We start from the raw sequence: 22,966 nt of genomic DNA, 5'->3' as shown, positions 1-22,966 counted from the left end.
TCAGCCGACCTCGCCGTCGAGGGTGACCTTCACGCCCTGCTCCGCGCCGTCGCGCACCACGGTGAACTCGATGGTCTCCCCGGGCTGGTGCGTGCGGATCGCCACGATCAGCGCGATCCCGTCGCTCACCGGCAGACCGTCCACCTCGGTGACCACGTCGTCCTTGCGGAGGCCGGCGTCCTGGGCGGGGGTGCCGTCGTTGACCTCGGTGATCAGCGCGCCGACCGAGTCGCCGCGACCCGTCTGCACCTGGGCACCGATGACGGGGTAGCGCGCCTCGCCGCTCTTGAGGATCTGGTCGGCGGTGGTGACGACCTGCTCGATCGGGATCGCGAAGCCGACGCCGATGTTGCCCGAGCTGCTGCCGCCGATGCTGCCGCCGCCGGTGGTGGCGATGGCGGAGTTGACCCCGACGACCGCTCCCTCGAGGTTGACCAGCGGTCCGCCGGAGTTGCCCGGGTTGATCGCGGCGTCGGTCTGGACGGCGTTGATGTAGGACGAGACGTTGTCCTCGTCGCCCGTGGTGACCGGCCGGTTGAGGGCACTGACGATGCCCGAGGTCACGGTCTGGCTCAGCCCGAGCGGAGAGCCGAACGCGATGACCGGGTCACCGACGTGGAGGACGACCGAGGCGCCGAGGGCGGCGGGCTCGAGGTCCTGGGCCTCGTCGATCTTGAGGACCGCGATGTCGTAGACCGGGCTGCGGCCCACCACGGTCGCCTTGTGGCGCACGCCCTCGAAGTCGACGACCTGGATCGGACCGTTGTCCTGTGCCGCCGACTGCACGACGTGGTTGTTGGTGACGACGTGGCCGTCGCGGTCGAGCACGAACCCGGAGCCGGTCGCACCCTCGTCCTCGCCCTCGAACTCCGCGATGATCTGCACCGTGCTCGGCAGCAGCGCCTGCGCGACCGCCGGGATCGAGCCGTTGTCGGCGTCCAGCGGCGCGGCGCCCTTGGTCTGCACGGAGCTGAGTCCCCCGCGGTACGTCGACGAGTCGTCGTCCCACCGGTCGTAGCCGAGGGCTCCGAGGAACCCGCCGAGCAGCCCGACCAGCAGCGAGACGACCGCCACGACGGGCCACACCCACCCGGACATCCGGCGACGGGGCTCGTCGTCCTGGCGCAGCGGCATCGGTGTGGTGGGTGCGGGCGGGCCGTAGCCCCCACCCACCGACACGACGTCGGGCGGCGGGCCCCATGGCGACGGCTGGGCCGCGATCGGCGACGGACCCGACTGCTGGGGCGGTCCCTGCACGGGCTGCTGCTGGACGGGCTGCGGCTGCTGGAGCTCCTGCTGCGGGGGCGCCGGTGCGGCGTACGGCCGCTCGTGCGGCTGGGAGGGCGAGGTCCAGCCCGTGCCGGCGATCGGCTGCGTCGGCTCCGTGTCGTGCCCGGTGCCGTACGGCGTTTCGTGCCCGGTCTCGTGCCCGGTCTCGTGCCCGGTCTCGTGCCCGGTGTCGTGCACCGCGTCGTGCGGCGTGTCGCGCTCCGCGTCCTGCATCTCGGGCTGCTGGCCGTCGTGCTGGCCGGGCTCGCGCTCGTCGTACCGGTCGCCGCGGTCGGACGGGATGGGGCCGGGAGTTTCGTCGCTCACTGGCCCATTGTGACCCGACGCAGGTCGCTGACCACCACGACGTGGGACCCGCCCTCACCCTGCGGGGTGGTCGAGCGTCCCTGGCGCAGGCGCTTCGGCGTGCGCTTGGTGGGGGTGCGATCGGCGATGGTCGGGGTGGCGCTCTGCGTCGGCCGGCTCAGGTCGCCGACCGGGGCGCGGCGCTCGAGCTGCGGGGTGCCGGTGGCGCCGAGCGCGAGCACACCGACCACCGCGGCGCCGGCCGCGCCGCCGCCGATGGCGACCAGCGAGCGGTGCCGCGGTCGGTTCGTGGTGGCGGTGGGGAACGCGGGCGGGGTCAGCGCCGAGCCGCAGCCGGCGGCCAGCAGCGAGTCCTTGAGGCGGTCGGGCGCCTCGCAGGCCGACCGGTCGGCCAGCGAGAGGCCGGCGAGACGAGTCTTGACCCAGCCCTCCCGCTCGACCAGGTCGCGGCACGGGTGGCACTCGTGGACGTGCGCCCACGCGCGCTCCTCCTCCGCGGCCGGCAGCCGGCCGTCGAGGAGGGCGCTGACGCGGGAGCCCAGGTGCATCACGAGAGCTGTCCCTGCGGGTCGGCGGCGAGCGCGGGGCCGGCGTAGCGCTCGCGGCCCTCGGTCGGGGCGCGGTGCGCCAGCGCGCGGCGCAGCATCGCCCGGCCGCGGTGGATGCGGGACCGGACGGTGCCGAGCTTGGCGTCGAGGATCTCGGCGATCTCCTCGTAGGTCAGGCCCTCGACGTCGCAGAGCACGACCGCGGCGCGGAAGTCGGGCGGCAGGGTCGCGAGGGCGGTCTCGATGTCGTCGTCGAACCGCTGGTCGGCGTACGCCCTCTCGGGCGCGATGTCCGCGCTCTCGAGGCGGGCGGCGCGCTCGTCGGAGAGCGCGTCGAAGCGGATGCGCTGCTTGCGGCGGGCGCCGTCGAGGAAGAGGTTGGTGGTGATGCGGTGCAGCCAACCCTCGAAGGTGCCAGGCGTGTAGCTGTCGAGCGAGCGGAACACCCGGATGAAGACCTCCTGCGTGAGGTCCTCGGCGTCGGGCCGATTGCCGGTCAGGCGGTAGGCGAGGCGGAAGACGCGGTCGGAGTGCTTGTCGACGACCTCGTCCCACGTCGGCACGCCGACGGTTGCCTCGTGCTGGTCCGTCACCGGTACCCCCTGGGTGTCTTGCTCGTCGACCGTGCGCCTGAGCTGTTGACCGAACAGTGTCCTGACCTTCCTCAACCTAGGCAGCGGGCCTGAGAGGACCCTGTGAAAGAGCCACGCCTTCCCGCAGGATTGCGGCTCGGGGTGGACAACGGACGGACCCCTCCGTGTGTTCCCGTCGGCCGCGACCGGGAGCGATAGAGTCGCTGCCACGCTGTGCGACCTCGCGCGCCCCCTCACGTGTCCCGTTCTCAGGAGGATCATCATCACCACCCCGATCAAGCCCGCGAGCTGGACCTACGCCGAGGAGTTCGTGGCCGAGGACGACATCCTCACCGCCGCCCGCGCCCGCGCCGACGAGGTCGGGGTCGTCCCGATCAGCTCGGGTGGCGGCGCTGCCCTGCGCTTGCTCGCCTCCGTCCTCGAGGCCCGCGCCGTGGTCGAGATCGGCACCGGCACCGGCGTGTCCGGCCTGTGGCTGCTGCGCGGCATGCGCGCCGACGGCGTCCTGACGACGGTCGACATCGAGGCCGAGCACCAGCGCCTCGCCAAGGAGACCTTCACCGACGCCGGGATCCCGGCCAACCGCGCCCGCACCATCGCCGGCGCCGGGCTCGACGTCCTGCCCCGTCTCACCGACGGCCACTACGACCTGGTCTTCTGCGACGGCGACAAGCGGGAGTACGCCGCCTACCTCGCCGAGGCCCTCCGGCTGCTGCGCCCCGGCGGGATCGTGGCGTTCGACAACGCCCTGTGGCACGACCGCGTCGCCGACCCCGCCCAGCGCGACGAGGAGACCGTCGCGGTGCGCGAGCTCGGTCGGGCCGTCGCCGAGAACGAGTCGCTCGTGCCGGCCCTGCTGCCGGTCGGTGACGGGCTCCTGGTGGCCAAGAAGGTCTGGACGCCCGAGACCTGAGGGTCGCTCGACCGCCGCGCCCGCCCGGTGGGGCGGTGGCTGAGCCACAGTCCCGCGTCAGGAAACGTGGCTCACGCACCGCCGTACGGCGCGTCGCCGCGACCCGCCCGGCGCGGCGGTGGCTGAGCCACAGTCCGACGTCGGAGAATGTGGCTCACACACCGCCGTACGGCGCGGCGTCCCGACCCGCCCGCCGCGGCGGTGCCTGACCCACGGTCTGACGTCCGAAAACGTGGCTCACCCACCGCCGTACGGCGAGATCAGGCGCGTGGGGTGGCGGTGAAGCCCTCCCAGCCCTCGGCGATCGCGACGATGTCGCAGGGCTCGACCAGGACCGGTGCGGAGCCGACGATCCGGGAGACCGGCGAGTCGGCGGCGCCCTCGGTGAAGGTGGCCTGGAACTCCGCCCGGGCCTCGTCGCTCGCGAAGACGTAGCTGCCCTCGAACCACTCGCCCGGCGCCGTACGCCACGTCTTGAACTGCAGGCCGGTCATGCCGGTGAAGCGGGCGTAGGACGTGTCCGCGACGTACGCCGCGAGCTCGGCGTCGACCCCGTCGGCGGCCTCGCCGAGCGACCACCGCACCGTGAGGCCGAGCATCAGGCGATGCCCTCGAGCGGGTCGGCCGAGCCCAGCCAGTCGAGCAGCAGCCGCGGCCCGAAGCCGGTGGGGCCCTGCGTCCACTCGTAGCGCTCGGCGGGTGCCTCGGCGATCGACGCGAAGTCGATGTGCCCCCACGGGACGTCGCCCGCGAAGTGCTGGAGGAACAGGGCGGCCGTGATGGCTCCCGCTCCCCCGGCCGCGTTGTCGCCGTCGGCGACCCTGGAGCTGACGCGCTCCTCGTAGTCGGCCACGAGCGGCATCCGCCACAGCAGCTCGCCGGAGGACGCGGACGCCTTCGCGAGCAGGCCGGCCAGCGTCTCGTCGTTGGCGAAGTAGCCGCCGGTGCCCTGGCCGAGGGCGACCTTCATCGCGCCGGTGAGGGTGGCGATGTCGACCAGCACGGCCGGGTCGAGCTCGGCGACGGCGTACGCCATGGCGTCGGCGAGGACCAGTCGGCCCTCGGCGTCGGTGTTGTTGACCTCGCTGGTGCGACCGCCGTAGTGACGGATCACGTCGCCGGGGCGCATCGCGGCGCCGCCGATCGCGTTCTCCGCGGCGGGCACCAGCCCGATCACGCGCACCGGGCAGCCCACGTCGCCGAGCGCCGCCATCGTGGCCAGCACGGCGGCGCCGCCGGACATGTCGCGCTTCATCGACAACATGCCCTCCGGCGGCTTGATGTCGAGGCCGCCGGTGTCGAAGGTGATGCCCTTGCCGACGAGGACGACGGTCGGGGTCTTCTTCGTGGCGCCGTGCGGGGTGTAGTCGAGGCGGATCATCCGGGGCGGCGAGACCGAGGCCGAGCCGACGGCGAGCACGCCGCCGAACCCCTCCGCGGCGAGGCGCACCTCGTCCCACACCTCGACCCGGAGCCCGGCCGCGGCGGCGAACTCCTCGGCCTGCTCGGCGAGCCAGGCGGGGGTCTTGAGGTTGGACGGGACGCACGCGAGCATGCGCGAGCGCCAACCGGCCCCACCCGCGGCGAGCGCGCGGGCCAGCTCGTCGTCCGCGTCCTCGTCGGTCGTCCCGGCGAGCACGATCCGCGCGACGGGTCGCTCCTTCGGGCCGGAGGAGCGCCAGTGGAACCCGAACGAGCCCAGCATGGCGCCGACCACGAAGGCCCCGAGGCCGCCGTCGGGCGCGATGCTGGTGATCGAGGTGACCACGCTCGCCCGGTCCTTCGTCGCCCGAGCGACGGTCGCACCGGCGCGCCGGAAGTCGGTGACCGACTGGTCGCCGACCCCGACGAGCAGGATCAGCTGCACGTCGTCGTGGACGACGGGGACGCTGATGACCTCGCCGGTCCTGCCCGTGGCGCGCTGCGCCTCGAGGAGCCCGAGCAGGTCGAGTCCGAGCAGGTCGCCGGCCTCCTCCGCACCAGGCCCCAGGCTCGGTCCGTCACCCTCGGCGTCCGCCGGGACGACCGGCAGCGCCCACACCTCGGCGCCCCCGATCTGGTGCGGGAGCGCCGGGCTGAGGGCGAACTCGGGGGGTGAGACCTGCGCCGGCAACTGGGCCGGCAGCTGGGCCGTCGGCGCAGCGGTCGGCGGGGCGGGGAGCTTCGAGGAGGCGGCCACGATCAGCCGACGACGTCCTTGAGCGCATCCCCGAGCGCACCGGCCTCGTCCTTGTTGAGCTCGACCACGAGGCGGCCACCGCCTTCGAGCGGCACGCGCATGACGATGCCGCGGCCTTCCTTGGTCACCTCGAGGGGTCCGTCGCCCGTCCTGGGCTTCATGGCGGCCATCGGCGCACCTCTTCCTGATTCTGCTGGAGTGGATCGCCGGACATGGCTCCACATGCGAAATCGAGGCGGCTGGGCCTCCTCGACGGCGTCGTACGACTCCATTATCCCCCATGCCGCGCGTGACGGGGACCACAGGGCGGACCTCGCGTGCTGGCACACTCTCCACATGCACGCTCGGTCCGCGCTTTTCGATGTGTACGGCGACCACCTCGTGTCGCACGGACACGCGGCCGCGGTGGCCGACCTGGTGCGCCTGCTCGCCCCCCTCGGCATCGCCGCGCCCGCCGTGCGCACCGCGATCTCCCGCATGGTCGCGCAGGGGTGGCTCGAGCCGACCAGCGTCCACGGCGCCCGCGGCTACGTCGCGACCGAGCAGGCCGTGCGGCGCCTCGCCGACTCCGCGGCCCGGATCTACCAGCGCCAGCCCCGCACGTGGGAGGGCACCTGGCAGCTCGTCTTCGTCGGGCACTTCCCCGACCGCGCCAGCCGCAACGCCGCGGTGCGCGACCTCGCGTTCCTCGGCTACGCCGAGCTCGCCGACCGGGTGTGGGTGAGCCCCTTCGCGCGCGCCGAGCTCGACGCGACGCTCAGCCGGGTCGGCGCCACCGCGACCACGGCCCTGGCCACGACGTTCGACCCGGTGCACGCGCCGGTGCACGCATGGGACCTCGAGGAGCTCGCTGCGGCGTACGACGACTGGATGCACGAGGCGGCGGCGCGGGTGCAGGACGACCTCGCCGCCCACGACGACCCCGAGGAGGCGGCCTACGCCGCGCGCTTCCGGCTGGTGCACGAGTGGCGCAAGTTCCTCTTCACCGACCCGGGGTTGCCGGCCGAGCTGCTCCCCAGCGACTGGCCCGGGCACCGGGCGGGCGAGTTCTTCCAGGCCGAGGGCGAGCGGCTGCGGCCCGCGGCCGCGACCTTCGTGGCGCGCACCCTCCACGCGTCCTGACGCCAGCGGCCCTCAGCGGCCCCCTCAGCGACCGTGGAAGACCGGCTTCTCCTTGGCCACGAAGGCGGCCACGGCCGCGCGGTGGTCCTCGGTGGCGCCGGTGCGGTTCATCATCTCGCCCTCGTGGGCGAGCGACTCCTCGAACGTGTGCTGCGAGGAGAACGCGACCGCCTGGCGGATGGAGGCGAAGGCCACCGTCGGGCCGGCGGCCAGACGGGTCGCCAGCGCGGTCACCGTGGCCTCGAGCTCGGCCGCCGGGACGACCTGGTTGGCCAGGCCGAGGGCCTGCGACTCCTCGGCCGAGATCGTGCTCGGGAAGTAGAGCAGCTCCATCGCCTTGGCCTGCCCGACGAGCCGGGGCAGGTGGTAGGTGGCACCGGTGTCGGCGGAGAGCGCGACGCCGGCGAAGGCGAAGTTGAAGCCCGCCGTGTCGGCCAGCACGCGCATGTCGCACGCCATCGCGAGGGACGCCCCGGCGCCCGCGGCGACGCCGTTGACCGCCGCCACGACCGGCTTCGGCATCGTGGCCAGCGCGGTCACGATCGGGTTGTAGTGCCGCTCGACGGTCGTGAACAGCGCGTCGCTCGAGCCGCTCTCCAGCAGCTCGATGTGCTCCTTGAGGTCCTGGCCGACGCAGAAGCCGCGGCCGGTGCCGGTGAGGACGACGCAGCGGACCGCGTCGTCGGCGGCGACGGCCTGCACGGCGTCGCGCAGCAGCTCCTTGGTGGCGATGTCGAGGCTGTTCATCGCCTCGGGCCGGTTGAGGGTGATGGTGGCGATGCCACCCTCGACCTTCAGGAGGACGGACTGGCCGGCGTCGGCGCTCTGCTCGCTCATGGCGCGCAGTCTGCCAGTGCCGTCAGCGGCGGGTGCGGTGGGCGCCGAGCACTCGGAGGAGCTGGCGGGGAGCCTCGACCACCATCCGGTGCCGGCTGGGGCGTGCGGCGTACTCCACCGTGAGGGCGGAGCCCGTGAACCTCGCGTTGAACCAGCCGGTCATCGTGCCGTGGCACAGTCCGCCGCAGTCGAGCCGCGTCTGCGGCAGCCGGAGGGCGCGCGCGAGGCGACGGGCGAAGCGCGGGTCCTTGGTGTCGGTGTCGACGCCGTCGAGGGGCTGGTGGAAGCTGATCAGCCGCACCGGGTCGACCCGCTCGAGGAAGCGCATCATCGCGCGGGTCTCGGGCTCGCTCGCGGGACGCCGCCCGGACTCGTAGCTGCCGTCGAGGTCGACCCAGTCGTGCGGATAGTTGCGGTTGAGGTCGACGCCGCGGGCGTTGCGCCGGGTGTGCCGGGCCAGGCCGTCGGGGTTGTAGGTCGGGACCACCCACAGGTCGATCCCCCGGATCGGGCGACCGTCGCGCAGGCTGGTGAGGATCTGGCGGGTGTGGGGCTCGTTGCCGTGCATGGTCGAGATCAGCACGACCCGCCGCTTGCCGGGCTCCCCGAGCCGCCACGCCCGGATCGGGCGCCCGGCCGCCGACGTGCCGATGACGCGGCGCTCGACCACAGCGCTCGGTCGTTCGACGCCCGTCGCGATCGAGGACACGGCCGGCACCTCGGCGTACGCCGCTGGCTGGGCCACGAGCGGCAGCAGCCCGACCAGCAGGGCGATCCGCACGGGTCGGGTCATACGGCGGCGGTGAGGTAGGCGTAGGTGAAGACCAGCACCCCGACGAGCAGGCCGACGTGGGCGAGCACCGACAGCCAGGGGCCCTGGCTCCAGGAGTCGGTGGAGGCGGGCTCGGCGTGCTTGCCGCGGGCGGGCATCCAGCGGGCCAGGATCATCAGGCCGAGGAGGGTGGTGACCCACCACAGACCGATCGCGATGATCCCGGCCGCCGACCCGCCGAGGAGGCCGTCGGACGGGAAGACGAGGAAGAGCACCCACACCAGCAGCGCGAGCGCGCCGACGACGGTGTGCAGCAGGAGCAGCCGACCGCTGATCTGGAGGCGGCCGGCGGCGCTGCCGTCACCGCTGAGCCGCAGGCGGGTGAGCACCACGACCACCGCGGCGAGCGCGGTCAGGACGTAGACCAGGACGACGAACATGTCCGGGAGTGTGCCTCAGTCGGCGGTCGGGCCGCCACGTGAGGGACGCTCGGCTCCCCGTCCGGACTCCTCGCCGGGCTGCTCGTCGAGCTGCTCGGCCAGCCGCGCCAGCAGGGCGTCGACCTCGCCCATGCGGTAGCCACGGAAGGCCAGTGTGAACCGGACGCGGCGCAGGTCGTCGCCGGCCAGCCGGCCGGCGGGGACGAGGACGTCGGGCCGATCGGCGTACTCCTCCGGGAGCGCTCCCCCGCGCCCGGCGGCGACGAGCGCGACCCCGCCCATGGTCAGCACGACCAGGACGGCGAACAACCACATCATCGGCTCACTCCGGTCGGTGGGGGGCGGGCGTCTCGACGCGGCCGCGGCGGGCCTCGACCATCAGGTCGACGGCCAGCTCGACGTCGTCGGTGACGGTGAACATCTCCAGATCCTTGGCGCTGATCTTGCCCTCCGCAAGCACCGTCTGTCGCAGCCAGTCGACGAGGCCCTGCCAGTAGGCGGTGCCGAGCAGCACGACCGGGAAGGACGTCACCTTCTGGGTCTGCACGAGGGTGAGCGCCTCGAAGAGCTCGTCGAAGGTGCCGAGGCCGCCGGGGAGGACGATGAAGCCCTGGCTGTACTTCACGAACATCGTCTTGCGGGCGAAGAAGTAGCGGAAGTTGATGCCCTTGTCGACCCACTGGTTGAGGCCGGCCTCGAAGGGCAGCTCGATGCCGAGGCCGACGCTCACGCCACCGGCCTCGCTGGCGCCCTTGTTGGCCGCCTCCATGGCTCCCGGCCCGCCGCCGGTGATGACGGCGAAGCGCTCCTCGGCGAGGCGCCGACCCACGAGCTCGGCGAGCGCGTAGTCGGGGTGCTCGAGCCGCGTGCGGGCCGAGCCGAAGACGCCGATGGCGGGGCCGAGCTCGGCGAGCGTCCCGAAGCCCTCGACGAACTCCGACTGGATCCGCAGGACGCGCCACGGGTCGGTGTGCACCCAGTCGGCCGGGCCGCGGGAGTCGAGCAGGCGCTGGTCGGTCGTGGAGCCGTCCTCGACCTGGCCGCGGCGGGTCATGACCGGCCCCTGGAAGCGGTCCTTCATGCCAGCCACGCCTTGAGCTGCTGCTCGCAGCGGGTGATGTGCTCCATCGGCACGTGCTCGTCCTGCTTGTGGGCGAACATCGGGTCGCCGGGGCCGAAGTTGACGGCCGGCACGCCGAGGGCGGTGAACCGCGCGACGTCGGTCCAGCCGAACTTCGGCGCGGCCTCGCCCCCGACCGCGGCGAGGAACGCCTGTGCCGCGGGGCGGTCGAGGCCGGGCAGGGCGCCGGCGGCCATGTCGGTGACGGTCACGTCGAAGCCCTCGAAGAAGTCGCGGACGAACGCCTCGGCGTCGGCCTCGGACCGGTCGGGCGCGAACCGGAAGTTGACCTCGACGACGCACTCGTCGGGGATCACGTTGCCGGCGACCCCGCCGCGGATGCCGGTGGCGTTGAGTCCCTCGTGGTAGGTCAGGCCGTCGATGACGGGCTGGCGGGCGACGTACTCGTTGAGTCTCGCCAGGACCGGCGCCGCCTTGTGGATCGCGTTGACGCCCTTCCAGCTGCGGGCGGAGTGCGATCGCTCGCCGGTGGTGCGGACGTCGACGCGCATCGTGCCCTGGCAGCCGGCCTCGACGGCGGCGTTGCTCGGTTCCATCAGGATCGCGAAGTCGGCGGTGACGAGGTCGGGGTCGCTCTCGGCCAGCTTGCGCAACCCGTTGTGGACCGAGTCGACCTCCTCGGCCTCGTAGAAGATGAAGGTGATGTCGCGGTTGGGCTCGGTGACGTCGGCGGCCAGCTTGAGCATCACCGCGTCGCCGCCCTTCATGTCGCAGGTGCCGAGTCCGTGCAGGATCCCGCCGTCCGGCGTCTCCTCGCGGCGCGCCGGGAGGTTGTCGTTGAGCGGCACGGTGTCGATGTGGCCGGCGATGACGACCCGCTCGTCGCGCCCGAGGTCGGTGCGCGCCACGACGGTGTTCCCGCGCCGGTTCACCGTGACGTGCTGGAGGTGGCGCAGGGCCTCCTCCACCGCGTCGGCGATCGCGGCCTCGTCGTGCGAGACGGACTCGATGTTGACGAGCTGCTCGGTCAGGGTCACGGCGTCGGCGGAGAGGTCCAGCGGCTGGTCGGACGGCATGGCGCCATCCAACCATCAGGTCCGAGCGTGATCGCCGGTCCCACCGACGAGTAACGCCACGAAACGAGCACTCCCGCCCCCACTGATGGGGGCGGGAGTGCGATGTTGGTGGCGTTACCCGCGGATCGGCTCGCGGAACACGCGCCGGCTCAGGCCTTGGCGACGTCCACGGCGAGGGCCGGCGCATCGACGTACGCCACCGAGACGGCCAGGGTCTCCTCGGCGAGGAGAGCCTCGTGGGTCCGGGCGGCGGCGAGGACGTCCGCCGGCGCGGAGACGGTGAGTGCGATGCGGTCGGACACGGCGAGACCGGCGTCCTTGCGGGCCTGCTGGACCGCACGCACCAGGTCGCGGGCGGTCCCCTCGGCCTCGAGCTCGGGGGTCACCGCGACGTCGAGCACGACGAAGCCGCCGCGCGGGAGCATCCCGATCGCCGTGTCGGCCTGGTCGGTCCCGGCGACGGTCTCGAGGGCGTACTCCCCCTCGACCAGTGCGAGTCCGCCCGCGGTGACCGTGCCGTCCTCGGCGACGCTCCAGTCACCCGACTTGGAGCCCTTGATCGCGAGCTGCACGTCCTTGCCCAGGCGCGGGCCGGCGGCGCGCGCGTTGACGGTGAGGCGCTGCGAGACGCCGTACGCCGCGGCGTCGGGGTCGTCCGTCGCCATCGTGACGACGTCCTTGAGGTTCAACTCGTCGGCGACCAGCGAGGCGAACGGACCGACGTGCGCGTCGGAGACCACGGTGAGGCGCGAGAGCGGGAGCCGATTGCGCAGGTTGGCCGCCTTCCGCAGCGCCGAGCCGGCCGAGCAGACGTCGCGGACCGCGTCCATCGCCGCGACCAGGTCCTCGTCGCCCGGAAGGTCGTCGACCGAGGGCCAGTCGGTGAGGTGGACCGACCGCTCGCCGGTGAGACCGCGCCAGACCTCCTCGGTGGTCAGCGGCAGCAGCGGGGCGGTGACACGACACACGACCTCGAGCACCGTGTGGAGGGTGTCGAACGCGTCGGCGTCCTCGTCCCAGAAGCGCTCGCGCGAGCGGCGGATGTACCAGTTGGTCAGCACGTCCAGGAAGCTGCGCGTGGAGTCGCACGCCGCCGCCACCTCGTAGTTGTCGAGCTGGTCGGTCATCGCGGCGACGTAGTCGCGCAGCTTGGCCAGGATGTAGCGGTCCATCGGGTCGGCGCTGTCGATGCGCCACGTGGCGTCGTGGCCGACGCCGCCGGCGGCCGCGTTGGCGTAGAGCGAGAAGAACGACCAGCTGTTCCACAGCGGGATCAGCACCTGCCGCACCGAGTCGCGGATGCCCTGCTCGGTGACGACCAGGTTGCCGCCGCGCAGGATCGGGCTCGACATCAGGAACCAGCGCATCGCGTCGGCGCCGTCGCGGTCGAAGACCTCGCGCACGTCGGGGTAGTTGCGCAGCGACTTGGACATCTTCTGCCCGTCGTTGCCCAGCACGATGCCGTGGCTCAGGCAGGTCGAGAACGCCGGACGGTCGAAGATCGCGCCGGCCAGGACGTGCATCGTGTAGAACCAGCCGCGGGTCTGGCCGATGTACTCGACGATGAAGTCGCCCGGGAAGTGGTGGTCGAACCAGTCCTTGTTCTCGAACGGGTAGTGCACCTGGGCGAACGACATCGAGCCCGAGTCGAACCACACGTCGAGCACGTCGGTGACGCGGCGCATCGTCGACTTCCCGGTCGGGTCGTCGGGATTGGGGCGCGTCAGCTCGTCGACGTACGGCCGGTGCAGGTCCGGGTTGCCCTCCTTGTCTCGCGGCAGCGTGCCGAAGTCGCGCTCGATCTCCTCGAAGGAGCCGTAGACGTCGATCCGGGGGTACTGCTCGTCGTCGGACTTCCACACCGGCACCGGGCTGCCCCAGAAGCGGTTGCGGGTGATCGACCAGTCGCGGGCGTTCTCCAGCCACTTGCCGAACTGGCCGTCCTTGATGTGGTCGGGCACCCAGCGGATGTCCTGGTTGAGCGCCATCAGGCGCTCCTTGACCTTGGTGACCTCGACGAACCACGACGAGACGCCCTTGTAGATCAGCGGCTGCCGGCAGCGCCAGCAGTGAGGGTAGGAGTGGTCGTAGGTCTCGCGGCGGACGAGGACGGTGCCGGGGGTGACGGAGCCGGCCCGGTCACCTCGGGTGGCGGCCTTGAGGTGGTCGATGATGTGCAGGTTGGCGTCGAAGACCTGCATGCCCTCGTAGTCGGTGACGGGGAACGTGAAGCGCCCGTCCTTGCCGACCGGCATCACCGCCTCGATGCGCTCGCGGTCGGTGACGACCTTGTCGTCCTCACCGAACGCGCCGGCGGTGTGGACCAGCCCGGTGCCGTCCGTGGTGGTGACGAACTCGGCGGGCACGAGGCGGAAGGCGCGCTCGTGGCCGGCGTAGTAGGAGAACGGCGGGGCGTACTCCAGGCCGACGAGGTCGGCGCCCGTGCCGCGCCAGGTGACCTCGGGGTCCTCGCCCAGCTCGCGGGCGTACGACGCGAGGCGGGCCTGCGCCAGCAGGTAGCGCTCGGCGGAGCCGGTCGGCCCGTCGGACTCCACCACGACGTAGTCGATGTCCTCGCCCACCATCACCGCGAGGTTGGACGGCAGCGTCCAGGGCGTCGTCGTCCAGACGAGCACCTTCACGCCCTGGAACGGGCCCTCGGTGGTGACGCCGTAGCCGACGGTCACGGCCGGGTCCTGACGCATCTGGTAGACGTCGTCGTCCATCCGCAGCTCGTGGTTGGACAGCGGGGTCTCGTCCTGCCAGCAGTAGGGCAGCACGCGGAAGCCCTCGTAGACCAGGCCCTTCTCGTGCAGCTGCTTGAAGGCCCAGATGACCGACTCCATGAACTCGGGGTTCATGGTGCGGTAGTCGTTGTCGAAGTCGACCCAGCGCGCTTGGCGGGTGACGTAGTCGCGCCACTCGCCGGTGTACTTCAGCACCGACTGGCGGCACGCCTCGTTGAACTTCTCGATGCCGAGCTCGACGATCTCGTCGGTGGTCTTGATGCCGTTGAGACGCATCGCCTCGAGCTCGGCGGGCAGGCCGTGGGTGTCCCAGCCGAACCGGCGCTCGACCTTGTGGCCGCGCATGGTCTGGTAGCGCGGGATCAGGTCCTTCACGTAGCCGGTCAGCAGGTGGCCGTAGTGCGGGAGGCCGTTGGCGAAGGGCGGGCCGTCGTAGAAGACGAACTCGTTGCCGCCATCGTCCCCGGCGTCGCGCTGCTCGACGCTCGCGCGGAAGGTGTCGTCGGACTCCCAGTAGGCCAGCACCGCCTCCTCGATCGCAGGGAAGCGCGGGCTCGAGGCCACGGACGTGGCGTCGGTGTGGCTGACCTTGGGGTACGTCATGGGCTGCTCGATCCTTCGACTCGTGGGTGTCTCCACGAGGACGATCGGCTGACCGCGGTACCACCTCGCTTGGGATATGCGCATCCCCGCTCGTTGCGGCTGTGTCGGGCCGGACCCGTCGGGTTCTAGTGGGGCCGCGGCCGGATCGCCGTACCCGTTCTTCCCGAGGCTCGCCGCTGATGACGGCTCGAACGCCTGTCCGGCGATCGTACGGCGTGGGCTCGGCGCCGCGCCAATCAGTTGCCTGCTCGCGGCGAGCCGGCCGCCACGGTGTCGGACAGAACGCGGGAGGTCCGACGATGTGGCCACCCAGGCGACCGGATCGTCGGACGTCCCGGCTGGCGTCCGACGAACCGGTCGCGCAAGGTCGTGGCCGGGCCAGCCCGCCGCACGACCTGTCAGAGAAACTTGACACCGGTGACTCTGCTGCGCCACAGTCGTGCTGTCAAAGAACTTTGACAATCGAACGCAGGAGGACCCATGGACACCACCACCGCCCGGCCGTCGCTCAAGCCCTGGCTGGTGGCCGCCGGTCCGGCCCTGCTGCTCGCGCTCGGCGTCGGCGGCGTCGCCGCCCGGGTCCGCGCGGACGCACCGGACGGCGTCACCTTCGCCGTCTTCGCCGCCCTGACGTTCCCGTTCCTGCTCGCCTTCGGTGCCCTCCTGCTCGACCGCACCGTGCCGAGCCCCGAGCAGCACGAGGACTCGGTCGAGAGCCAGTGGCTCACGCGCGCGAGCAGCGCCGCCTTCTTCGACACGGTGGCCGCGATGGGGCTGACCCTCTTCGCGACCTCGGTCCTCGACACCGACGGCGCCCCCCTGCTGGTCTTCGTCGTCCTCGCGCTCGCCGACCTCTCGATCCGGCTGGCCGTCCTGCGCCGCCGGGAGGGCTGATGGAGAACAACCTGAAGGCGCTGCGCGAGCAGGCGGGGCTCTCGCAGGGCGAGTGCGCCAGCGCGCTCGGGGTCTCGCGCCAGACCGTCATCTCGATCGAGAAGGGCCATTTCGACCCCCGGCTGTCGCTCGCCTTCAGGATCGGCCGGCTCTTCGCCGTGCCCCTCGACGAGGTCTTCACGCCCGAGGACTGACGCCCCGGCACCCGGAACGAGGTTGCCGCCGACCCGCGCCACCCGCAAGGCTGGCGCCCATGACGAACCCCGGATTCGACGGCATGTGGCTCCCCCAGGACCAGGATCCCCGGGCTGAGGCCGGACCCGTGCGCGGCGAGCTGGACACGCTCGTCGGCTACCTCGAGGCCTACCGCACGACGCTCGAGCTGAAGTGCGACGGCCTGACGCCCGAGCAGCTCGCGACGCGGTCGGTCCCGCCGTCGGCGATGTCCCTGCTCGGGCTGGTGCGGCACATGGCGCGCGTCGAGCAGAGCTGGTTCAGGCGGGTGATCGAGGAGGACATGGACCTCCCCCGGCTGTTCCAGGACGAGGGCCTCGATGCCGGCTTCGCGTGGCCCGGCGAGGCCGACGAGGCGTTGGTCGAGGAGGCCTGGTCGCTGTGGCGCGGCGAGGTCGCGTACGCCCGGGAGGTGCTCGCCCGGACCAGCCTCGAGAAGGTCGTCGACGTGCACGGCGAGCCGACCGAGGTGCGCGACATCGTGGTCCACATGATCGAGGAGTACGCCCGCCACTGCGGGCACGCGGACCTGATCCGCGAGTGCGTCGACGGGCGCGCGGGCCAGTGAGGCGGGCCCTCGTCGCCGTACTGCTGCTGGCTGCGGCGGGTGTGTCGCCGACGTCGCCCGCATCGGCGAGCGCCGCGGACGGCGTCACGGTCATCGGCAGCGGCAGCCCCGCCGGGTGCACGTCGGCGGCGGTCGTCAGGGCCGTGCGCGCGGGCGGCGTGGTCCGCTTCGACTGCGGGCCGGCGCCCGTGACGATCGTGATGCAGCAGACCGCCGAGGTGCTCAACACGAGCACGAAGGTGGTCATCGACGGCGGCGGGCTGGTCACGCTGAGCGGCGGCGGCGAGCGCCGCATCCTCTGGCAGGACACGTGTGACGAGGACCTGATCTGGACGACCGACCACTGCGACGACCAGGCGACGCCGCGGCTGGTCATCAAGGACCTCACGCTGCGTGACGGCTACGTGTCCTCGCCCGACCTCGCCGAGGGCAACGGCGGCGCCGTGTCCGTGCGGGGCGGCCGGTTGAGGATCATCGGCAGCACCTTCGTCGACAACCGGTGCACGCCGACCGGGCCCGATGTGGGCGGCGCTGCGGTGCGGGTGCTCGACCAGTTCCGCGACCGGCCGGTGGTGGTCCGCGGCAGCGAGTTCACCGGCGGTGTGTGCAGCAACGGCGGGGCGCTCTCCTCGATCGGCGTGTCCTGGGACATCCGCGACAGCACGTTCACCGGCAACCGCGCGATCGGTCGTGGCGCCAACCCCGCCAAGTCCGGCACGCCCGGGGGTGGCAGCGGCGGCGCGATCTACACCGACGGCAACACCTTCCAGGTGCGCCTGAGCGGCACGCGGGTCGTGGGCAACAAGGCGCGGGAGGGTGGCGGCGCAGTGTTCTTCGTCAGCAACGACCGCACCGGCACGCTCTCGGTCGCCGACTCGGTCCTGCGGCGCAACCCGAGCCTGGGCTTCGAGAACTTCCCCGGCATCTTCTTCCTCGGCCGCGGCAAGCCGGTCTTCACCGGCTCGGTCGTGCGCTGAGCCGGGTGGCGCGCCGGAGACGCGCCACCCCGTCACGTCAGCAGACCGAGTCGGTCGGCTTGGGGTTGGTGAGGCCGAAGAGCGGTCGCAGCGCGAGCCCGCCGACCGTCCCGACGATCGCCATCACGCCCCACAGCCAGCCGTGCAGCGAGAACGACGCGATCCCGCCGAAGTAGGCGCCGATGTTGCAGCCGAAGGCCAGCCGGGCGCCGTACCCCATCATGATGCCGCCGATGACCGCACCGGCAGCGAGCCGGCCCGGCACCCGGCGGTGCAGGATCCACTGCCCGGCGGCGGCGGAGGCGACGAGCGCGCCGACGATGATGCCGAGGTCCATCACCGACGTCTTCTCGACGAGGAACCCGGCGTCGTACTTCGCGAGGTTGGCCGGGTCCTGCCAGAAGCCCCACGACAGGACGTCCACCCCGACCAGGTCGAGCAGCTTGGAGCCCCAGAGCGCGAACGCGAACGTCACGCCCCAGGCGCCGCCCGAGACGAACAGCGTCAACGCGTTGAGCGCGGCGAGCAGGAGCGCGCCCACCCACAGCGGCCACGATCCGCGTACGGCGCGGGCCGGCCCGGTCGCGACCGGCGGCTGCTCCACAGGCGGGACCGTGCCGCGGCGGCCGACGACGTACGTCAGACCGGTGATCGCCGCCATCACGGCCAGCGAGATGGCGAGCGCCCCGGGATAGCCGCCGAACTGCGTGAGCGAGACGGGGTCGTGCGCGGGCAGCTGGTTCCACCACGGCAGGTGGTAGGCGCCGAGGGTGGCGCCGCCGACGAAGCCGACCAAGGTCAGCAGGATCGCCGACTGGCCCGATCCGATGGCGAACAGGGTGCCGGAGGCGCACGAGCCGCCGAGCTGCATCCCGACACCGAAGAGGAAGGCCCCGACGAACAGCCCCCACCCGATCGGGGCGAGCGTCGGAGCGACGGGCACGTCCTTGAACGACACCTGGTTGGCCAGGATCGGCGCGAACAGGATGCAGGCGGCGGCCAGCATCAGCATGTGGGCCCGCAGCGCCCTCCCCTGGCGTACGGCGACGAGCTGGCGCCACGCCGAGGTGAACCCGAACCGGGAGTGGAAGAGCACGAACCCGAGGGCGAGCCCGATCACGAAGAGCAGGCCAGGGACCTGCCCGCTGCCGATGAAGATCGTGCCGCCGAGGAGGAGGGCCAGGCCGAGGCCGACGATGACCACCGTGACCTGCGGTGGTGGCGCCTCCCCGGCGGCGGGCGCCACGCGGAGCGAGCGAGAGTGATCGCTGGTGCGGTCGGTGAGGGACATGGACGTTCCTTTCGAGAGGGAGTGTTGTTTCGGGGCGGACCGGCGTCAACCGGTCAGGGCAGCGACCGCGGTGACGGTGCCGCCCGGGAACCACGCGACCTCGGAGCCGTGGCTGCCGTGGCCGGGCTCCGCCGGCATGTAGGCGGCGCGGGACGCGGCGTAGAGCCGCACGTCGTCGGGCTGCTGGTCGCGGGCGGCGCGCCACGCGACGTACCCCGACGAGGTCGGCGACTGGCCCGGGAAGAGCGCGGCCAGGGTCTGGCTGAACTCCTGGGCACGTGCGTCCCGGATGTCGAAGTCGAGCGGCAGCACGGCGCCGGCGGTCGAGTCGACGACCCCCGGCGAGAGCAGCCACGGTGCCAGCCAGGTGCCGTCGGAGCGGATCGGCTGCTGCCGCAGCGGCAGCGCGGTCACCCGCGTGAGCGAGGTGGCCGCGTCCTGCCACCCGCTGAGCACGAGCAGGGCGTTGCGCGGTCCGGGTGGTGCGGTGGCGGGCACCAGCCGGAGGTCGTACGTCGCGGCGACACGTCGCACCAGGTCGTGCGCCGCGCGGCTGCGGGCGGAGTCGTCGCGCTGGACGGCCAGCTCGCGGACGCCCCGCTCGCCGAGCGCCCGGACGGTTGCGGTGAGTGCCGCGGCGTCGGCGTCGTCGAGTGCGTCGGCCGGGCAGGCTGCGGGTGGGGCGCCACCGGCGAGCACCGACGAGGTGGCCGCGGTGAGGCACTCGGGGCCGTCGGGTCCCGTCCACGTCTCGGTCCCACCCGACTCGGATCCGGTGTCGACGGCGAACGGGACGCGGTGCCGGGCGCCGTGGCTGACGAGCACGGTGGCGGTGCCGGCCGGGAGGTCGACCACGGCCCAGAGGCCGTCGGCGCCGGGTCGGGCCTCGGCCCGCACCTGGTCGCCCGCCTCGAAGTCGGCGTTGGTGCCGACCCAGGCCGTGTGCGCCCGCTTCCCGCGGTGGGAGCCGTGCGCGACGAGCTCGCCGTCGCGGATGCGCGCCGCGTCGATGCGCACGAGGTTGGGTCCCGGGCGGGCCGGGGCGACGGTGACGGTGAAGGAGACGCCGTCGTGCCGGATGCGCTGGACGCTGGGTGTGCCCGGCTCGCGGTCGCCGCCGAGCACCTGGACGCCGCTGGAGCGGGCCTCCCAGTCCAGGCGGAGGTCGTCGCGCGAGCGGTGCGCGCCCGCCTGGCCGTCCGGGCCGGCAGCCAGGGCGGCGACGCCGATCAGCGCCGCCGCCGAGCCGAGCGCGACGACGAGCGCTGCCCGCCGTCGGCGCGGGTGCCCCGCCGGGCGGGACGGCGCGTGGCCGTCCCGCCCGGGGGTGGGTGTCGTGCCGGTCACTTCACGTCCGCGTCGGCGACGACGAAGAGCATGGAGTGCGGCTTGGCCGGACCCCAGTCGCCGTGCGGCCAGACCTCGCGGTCGAAGTCGATGCACGGCTCGCCGGTGGTCTCGTCCTCGAAGCCCTTGTCCAGCTGGAGCGTGGCGTCCTTCTTGACGTCCACCAGGCACACCCGGTGGTCGCCGTCGAGGCCGGTGCGCGCCACGAAGTAGTTCGAGTACGCGATCCGGCGGACGTCCTTGGTCTCGCGGTAGAACCCGTCGTCGGAGAGCTCGAAGTTGTCGAGCGCCCCCCAGTGCGGGCCACCGGGAGCGGGCAGCACGTCGACCACGGCCGGGCAGTCGGCCTCGGCACCGCCGCGCACCGTCTCCTCGATGGTGTCGATGTCGCACGACGGGCTGGTGCCGGACCTGAGCAGCTTGCGGATGTCGAGCTTGAGGATGTACTGCGGCGAGCCCTTGTCGCTCCCGCTCGCCTGCCGTCCGACGACCGCGTGGTAGAGGTACTTGTCGTCGAGAGACGTCTGGATCCAGCCGCCGTTCGAGCCGCCGCCGTACGGGTTGCGCGACGGGTCGGCGATCTTGTTCGAGGTCGTCAGGTCTAAGACCTCACGCCACTTCGGCTGCTTCGCGGTGATGTCGGGGGCGTAGTAGATCGCGCCGCCCTGCATGGTCGCCGCGAACGCGCCCTTGTGCTGCGGCAGGTTGGTGACCGTGGTCTCCATCGCGGCGCGCGGCTCCTCCTGGTGTGCGACCTTGCCGACGCGCGGGCCGTCCGGCAGGAACGACACGGCCTTCAGCTTCGGCCGGTCGGGGTCGGAGATGTCCCAGGTCCGCACCGTCGGGCGGCGCAGGTACGACGACGGCGCCGACACCGGGTTGAGGATGATGTTGCGCGGCTCGTTGTAGTCGCTGGTGATCAGCGTCTGCAGGTCCTCGCGCGCCTGGATGCCGTGCGGGTTGGCGCACGTCGGCTGCGGCAGCGCGGGGATGTTGTCGCACCGCTGCGTGGTCTCCGCCGACTTGGGCGTCGCCGGGGCCTCGTAGACCGTCTTGCCGTTCGGGTCGAGGCGCACGACCTCACCCGGGGACCCGGCGAAGCCGTTGCCGATCCGCGTGGTGCCATCGGAGTAGGTGCACGGTCCGGGCACGTCTGGCCCACCCATGTAGGTGCCGTAGGCGCTCCCGTCCTTGGTCACCCAGTAGGCGTCCGGCACGGAGCCGCACAGGGTGTCGGTGGGCAGGTTGACGTGCTTGAGGCTCAGGGCTGGCAGCTTCGAGGTGTCGATGACGTAGGTGGCGTCGGTGAAGAGGCCGCCGGCGAAGATGTTGTGCCCCTTGTGCCAGATGTACTGCATGTGGTGCGGCTCGTTCTCGACGAGCGGGCCGACGGTCGCGGTGTTGACGACCTTGCCGTAGGAGGACGAGCCCTTGGTGGCGTCGACGACCGCGAGGAAGTCGGGGCCGACGAGCTCCTTCTGCCCGATCAGGTCCGGGCCGATCGCCGACGGCAGCCCGGTCAGCTGCTTGCCGGTGCGGTCCAGGACGTTGTTGTCGCCCGCCCAGACCACGAGGTACTCCCGCTTGGTGCCGTCGGCCGGCACGGTGCCGCCCGAGTCGGACCCGCCGATCGGCGTCTGCGGGATCAGGTCGCCCAGGCCGATGTCCTGGAGCACCGTGGTGGGCACGAGCCCGGTGTCGATGTGGTTGGCGATCCAGTACGTCGCCCCGTCGGCGCCGAGGACCTCGGACGTCTGGCCGACGACCTCGCTGTTGCCGGCGCCCTGGATGATGCCGTTGAGGGCCGCGATGGCCGCGTCGGCGATGTCGACCGGCTGGCCGGGGTCGGGCGTGGCCGACCCCTGGGCGGAGGCGGCACTCCAGCCGCCGACGCCGGCGACGAGCACGATCGCGCCGGTGGCGGCCGCGACACGGCGGCTCCGTCCGGCTGTCAGGGTGTTGATCCATCGTGTGGGTGATGGCTTGCGCACGTGGCTACTACCTTCCCGAGATGCGGCCCGGTGGGCCGCGGAAGCTGTCAGGTCAGGACCCGGAGCCGTCCTCGTCGACTCCGTGGTGGGGGTGGTCCGCCCGGCCTAACTAGACTAAATCACTCGAGTTACGGAAGTAAGTGACAGGCTTTCCCGACCACCGCTTCGCGGCACCGACGCCCGGCCCGTCGGGCCCGGTTCCGTAGGCTGGGAGCGTGACTTCTGCCTACGGCCACGGACTGGTGACCCTCGACGCCACCGACAGCGTCCTCGACGTGTGGTTCCCCGCGCCCGCGCTCGGTGAGCACGACGGCGACGCGGCGCCCGCGTCACTGACGGCGCTCGAGGGCGAGGACCCGCTCCGCGGCGTACGCCGCTCGGTGCGCCTGGTCGAGATCGCCGACCTGGACGCAGCGCCGGCCGACACGGCCGACGTGTGGCTGCGGCTGCACCTGCTCTCCACACGGCTCGTGAGGCCGCACTCGCTCTCGCTGGAGGGGATCTTCGGGCTGCTCGCCAACGTCGTGTGGACGAGCGCCGGGCCGTGCGCCGTGGCGGGCTTCGAGGAGACCCGTGCCCGGCTGATGGGAGCCGGTCAGCACGTGACCGTCTTCGGCGTGGACAAGTTCCCCCGGCTCGTCGACTACGTCCTGCCCACCGGCGTCCGCATCGCCGATGCCGACCGGGTGCGGCTCGGCGCGCACCTCGCCGAGGGCACCACCGTGATGCACGAGGGCTTCGTCAACTTCAACGCCGGCACCCTCGGCGCGTCCATGGTCGAGGGCCGCATCTCCGCCGGCGTGCTCGTCGGCGACGGCTCCGACGTGGGTGGGGGCGCCTCGATCATGGGCACCCTGTCGGGCGGCGGCAAGGAGACCATCTCCGTCGGTGAGCGCTGCCTCCTCGGCGCCAACGCCGGCATCGGGATCTCGCTCGGCGACGACTGCGTGGTCGAGGCGGGCTGCTACGTCACCGCCGGGACGAAGGTGACGATCCGCGACATCGAGGGCAAGCCGCAGGTCGTCAAGGCCGCCACCTTGTCGGGTGCCGACAACGTGCTGTTCCGCCGCAACTCGGTCAGCGGCGCCATCGAGGCCGTGCCGTGGAACGGCGAGGGCATCGCGCTCAACGCCGCGCTCCACGCCAACGACTGACGC

The 22,966-nt window shown here is 72.4% G+C and carries 23 protein-coding genes; 7 read left to right on the top strand and 16 right to left on the bottom strand.

The genetic code is table 11. The features are described 5' to 3' along the window. Genes C7S10_RS18875 through sigE form a run of 3 tightly spaced genes read right to left on the bottom strand, consistent with a single transcriptional unit; the run spans position 1 to position 2,737 of the window. Entirely contained in the window at positions 1 to 1,596 is a 1,596-nt protein-coding gene (locus tag C7S10_RS18875) for a S1C family serine protease (RefSeq protein ID WP_108346009.1), read from the bottom strand. Then, entirely contained in the window at positions 1,593 to 2,147 is a 555-nt protein-coding gene (locus tag C7S10_RS18870) for an anti-sigma factor (protein WP_108346008.1), read from the bottom strand. Before C7S10_RS18870 ends, C7S10_RS18875 begins: the two co-directional genes overlap by 4 nt. Then, positions 2,144 to 2,737, bottom strand: a complete 594-nt coding sequence (gene sigE / locus C7S10_RS18865) for an RNA polymerase sigma factor SigE (protein WP_243395472.1) — start codon at positions 2,735 to 2,737, stop codon at positions 2,144 to 2,146. Before sigE ends, C7S10_RS18870 begins: the two co-directional genes overlap by 4 nt. A gap of 274 nt (positions 2,738 to 3,011) precedes the next feature. Here sigE and C7S10_RS18860 point away from each other — a divergent pair, with 274 nt between their 5' ends. Next, on the top strand, positions 3,012 to 3,650 hold the full coding sequence (locus C7S10_RS18860) for an O-methyltransferase (RefSeq protein ID WP_423802726.1): 639 nt from the start codon (positions 3,012 to 3,014) through the stop codon (positions 3,648 to 3,650). 260 nt (positions 3,651 to 3,910) lie between these two features. Here the strand turns inward: C7S10_RS18860 and C7S10_RS18855 are convergent, their stop codons facing one another. Genes C7S10_RS18855 through C7S10_RS18845 form a run of 3 tightly spaced genes read right to left on the bottom strand, consistent with a single transcriptional unit; the run spans position 3,911 to position 5,999 of the window. Then, positions 3,911 to 4,249 (bottom strand): hypothetical protein, encoded by a 339-nt coding sequence (locus C7S10_RS18855; protein ID WP_108346006.1) that lies wholly within the window; start codon positions 4,247 to 4,249, stop codon positions 3,911 to 3,913. Continuing rightward, positions 4,249 to 5,829: a leucyl aminopeptidase family protein gene (locus C7S10_RS18850; RefSeq protein WP_108346005.1), complete on the bottom strand. Its 1,581-nt coding sequence runs from the start codon at positions 5,827 to 5,829 to the stop codon at positions 4,249 to 4,251. The genes C7S10_RS18855 and C7S10_RS18850 overlap by 1 nt, the downstream gene beginning before the upstream one ends. Before the next feature lie 2 nt (positions 5,830 to 5,831). Continuing rightward, the gene (locus tag C7S10_RS18845) at positions 5,832 to 5,999 is read right to left on the bottom strand and encodes a DUF3117 domain-containing protein (RefSeq protein WP_207769474.1); all 168 of its coding nucleotides are present in this window, start codon (positions 5,997 to 5,999) and stop codon (positions 5,832 to 5,834) included. Between the two features lie 166 nt (positions 6,000 to 6,165). On the opposite strand from C7S10_RS18845, the gene C7S10_RS18840 reads away from it, so the two are divergent. After that, the gene (locus C7S10_RS18840; RefSeq protein ID WP_108346004.1) at positions 6,166 to 6,951 is read left to right on the top strand and encodes a PaaX family transcriptional regulator; all 786 of its coding nucleotides are present in this window, start codon (positions 6,166 to 6,168) and stop codon (positions 6,949 to 6,951) included. A 24-nt stretch (positions 6,952 to 6,975) separates the two neighbouring features. Here the strand turns inward: C7S10_RS18840 and C7S10_RS18835 are convergent, their stop codons facing one another. From C7S10_RS18835 to ileS, 7 genes are all read right to left on the bottom strand, one after another. Further along, positions 6,976 to 7,788, bottom strand: coding sequence for an enoyl-CoA hydratase/isomerase family protein (locus C7S10_RS18835; protein WP_108346003.1), 813 nt, complete (start codon positions 7,786 to 7,788; stop codon positions 6,976 to 6,978). 22 nt (positions 7,789 to 7,810) lie between these two features. After that, positions 7,811 to 8,581 (bottom strand): M14 family zinc carboxypeptidase, encoded by a 771-nt coding sequence (locus C7S10_RS18830; RefSeq protein ID WP_108346002.1) that lies wholly within the window; start codon positions 8,579 to 8,581, stop codon positions 7,811 to 7,813. After that, positions 8,578 to 9,000 carry a magnesium transporter CorA family protein gene (locus tag C7S10_RS18825; protein ID WP_108346001.1) on the bottom strand — a complete coding sequence of 141 codons (423 nt, stop codon included), beginning with the start codon at positions 8,998 to 9,000 and terminating at the stop codon, positions 8,578 to 8,580. The genes C7S10_RS18830 and C7S10_RS18825 overlap by 4 nt, the downstream gene beginning before the upstream one ends. Positions 9,001 to 9,015: 15 nt before the next feature. Then, positions 9,016 to 9,318 (bottom strand): DivIVA domain-containing protein, encoded by a 303-nt coding sequence (locus C7S10_RS18820; protein ID WP_243395471.1) that lies wholly within the window; start codon positions 9,316 to 9,318, stop codon positions 9,016 to 9,018. 4 nt (positions 9,319 to 9,322) lie between these two features. Continuing rightward, a complete protein-coding gene (locus C7S10_RS18815) occupies positions 9,323 to 10,081 on the bottom strand; it encodes an LOG family protein (protein WP_108346114.1) in 759 nt (252 codons plus the stop codon). Further along, positions 10,078 to 11,157 carry a succinyl-diaminopimelate desuccinylase gene (gene dapE / locus C7S10_RS18810; protein WP_108346000.1) on the bottom strand — a complete coding sequence of 360 codons (1,080 nt, stop codon included), beginning with the start codon at positions 11,155 to 11,157 and terminating at the stop codon, positions 10,078 to 10,080. Before dapE ends, C7S10_RS18815 begins: the two co-directional genes overlap by 4 nt. A 149-nt stretch (positions 11,158 to 11,306) precedes the next feature. After that, on the bottom strand, positions 11,307 to 14,507 hold the full coding sequence (ileS, locus tag C7S10_RS18805) for an isoleucine--tRNA ligase (RefSeq protein ID WP_108345999.1): 3,201 nt from the start codon (positions 14,505 to 14,507) through the stop codon (positions 11,307 to 11,309). A 480-nt stretch (positions 14,508 to 14,987) separates the two neighbouring features. Between ileS and C7S10_RS18800 the strand changes: the two genes are divergently transcribed. Genes C7S10_RS18800 through C7S10_RS18785 form a run of 4 tightly spaced genes read left to right on the top strand, consistent with a single transcriptional unit; the run spans position 14,988 to position 17,180 of the window. Further along, positions 14,988 to 15,401: a hypothetical protein gene (locus C7S10_RS18800; protein ID WP_108345998.1), complete on the top strand. Its 414-nt coding sequence runs from the start codon at positions 14,988 to 14,990 to the stop codon at positions 15,399 to 15,401. After that, positions 15,401 to 15,595, top strand: a complete 195-nt coding sequence (locus C7S10_RS18795; RefSeq protein ID WP_108345997.1) for a helix-turn-helix transcriptional regulator — start codon at positions 15,401 to 15,403, stop codon at positions 15,593 to 15,595. Before C7S10_RS18800 ends, C7S10_RS18795 begins: the two co-directional genes overlap by 1 nt. Positions 15,596 to 15,654: 59 nt before the next feature. After that, on the top strand, positions 15,655 to 16,203 hold the full coding sequence (locus tag C7S10_RS18790; RefSeq protein ID WP_108345996.1) for a DinB family protein: 549 nt from the start codon (positions 15,655 to 15,657) through the stop codon (positions 16,201 to 16,203). Then, positions 16,200 to 17,180, top strand: a complete 981-nt coding sequence (locus C7S10_RS18785; protein ID WP_108345995.1) for a hypothetical protein — start codon at positions 16,200 to 16,202, stop codon at positions 17,178 to 17,180. The genes C7S10_RS18790 and C7S10_RS18785 overlap by 4 nt, the downstream gene beginning before the upstream one ends. Before the next feature lie 37 nt (positions 17,181 to 17,217). Here the strand turns inward: C7S10_RS18785 and C7S10_RS18780 are convergent, their stop codons facing one another. Genes C7S10_RS18780 through C7S10_RS18770 form a run of 3 tightly spaced genes read right to left on the bottom strand, consistent with a single transcriptional unit; the run spans position 17,218 to position 21,809 of the window. Then, positions 17,218 to 18,471, bottom strand: a complete 1,254-nt coding sequence (locus tag C7S10_RS18780; protein WP_108345994.1) for a YeeE/YedE family protein — start codon at positions 18,469 to 18,471, stop codon at positions 17,218 to 17,220. A gap of 45 nt (positions 18,472 to 18,516) precedes the next feature. Beyond that, positions 18,517 to 19,818, bottom strand: coding sequence for a hypothetical protein (locus C7S10_RS18775; RefSeq protein ID WP_108345993.1), 1,302 nt, complete (start codon positions 19,816 to 19,818; stop codon positions 18,517 to 18,519). After that, entirely contained in the window at positions 19,815 to 21,809 is a 1,995-nt protein-coding gene (locus C7S10_RS18770) for a hypothetical protein (protein ID WP_108345992.1), read from the bottom strand. The genes C7S10_RS18775 and C7S10_RS18770 overlap by 4 nt, the downstream gene beginning before the upstream one ends. A gap of 215 nt (positions 21,810 to 22,024) precedes the next feature. On the opposite strand from C7S10_RS18770, the gene dapD reads away from it, so the two are divergent. Beyond that, positions 22,025 to 22,963 (top strand): 2,3,4,5-tetrahydropyridine-2,6-dicarboxylate N-succinyltransferase, encoded by a 939-nt coding sequence (gene dapD, locus C7S10_RS18765; RefSeq protein ID WP_108345991.1) that lies wholly within the window; start codon positions 22,025 to 22,027, stop codon positions 22,961 to 22,963. Positions 22,964 to 22,966 lie beyond the last annotated feature (3 nt).

Source organism: Nocardioides currus (assembly GCF_003057875.1).
GTDB lineage: Bacteria > Actinomycetota > Actinomycetes > Propionibacteriales > Nocardioidaceae > Nocardioides > Nocardioides currus.
The sequence above is the reverse complement of the archived record's forward strand: the minus strand, read 5'-3'. Positions and strand labels throughout refer to the sequence as shown.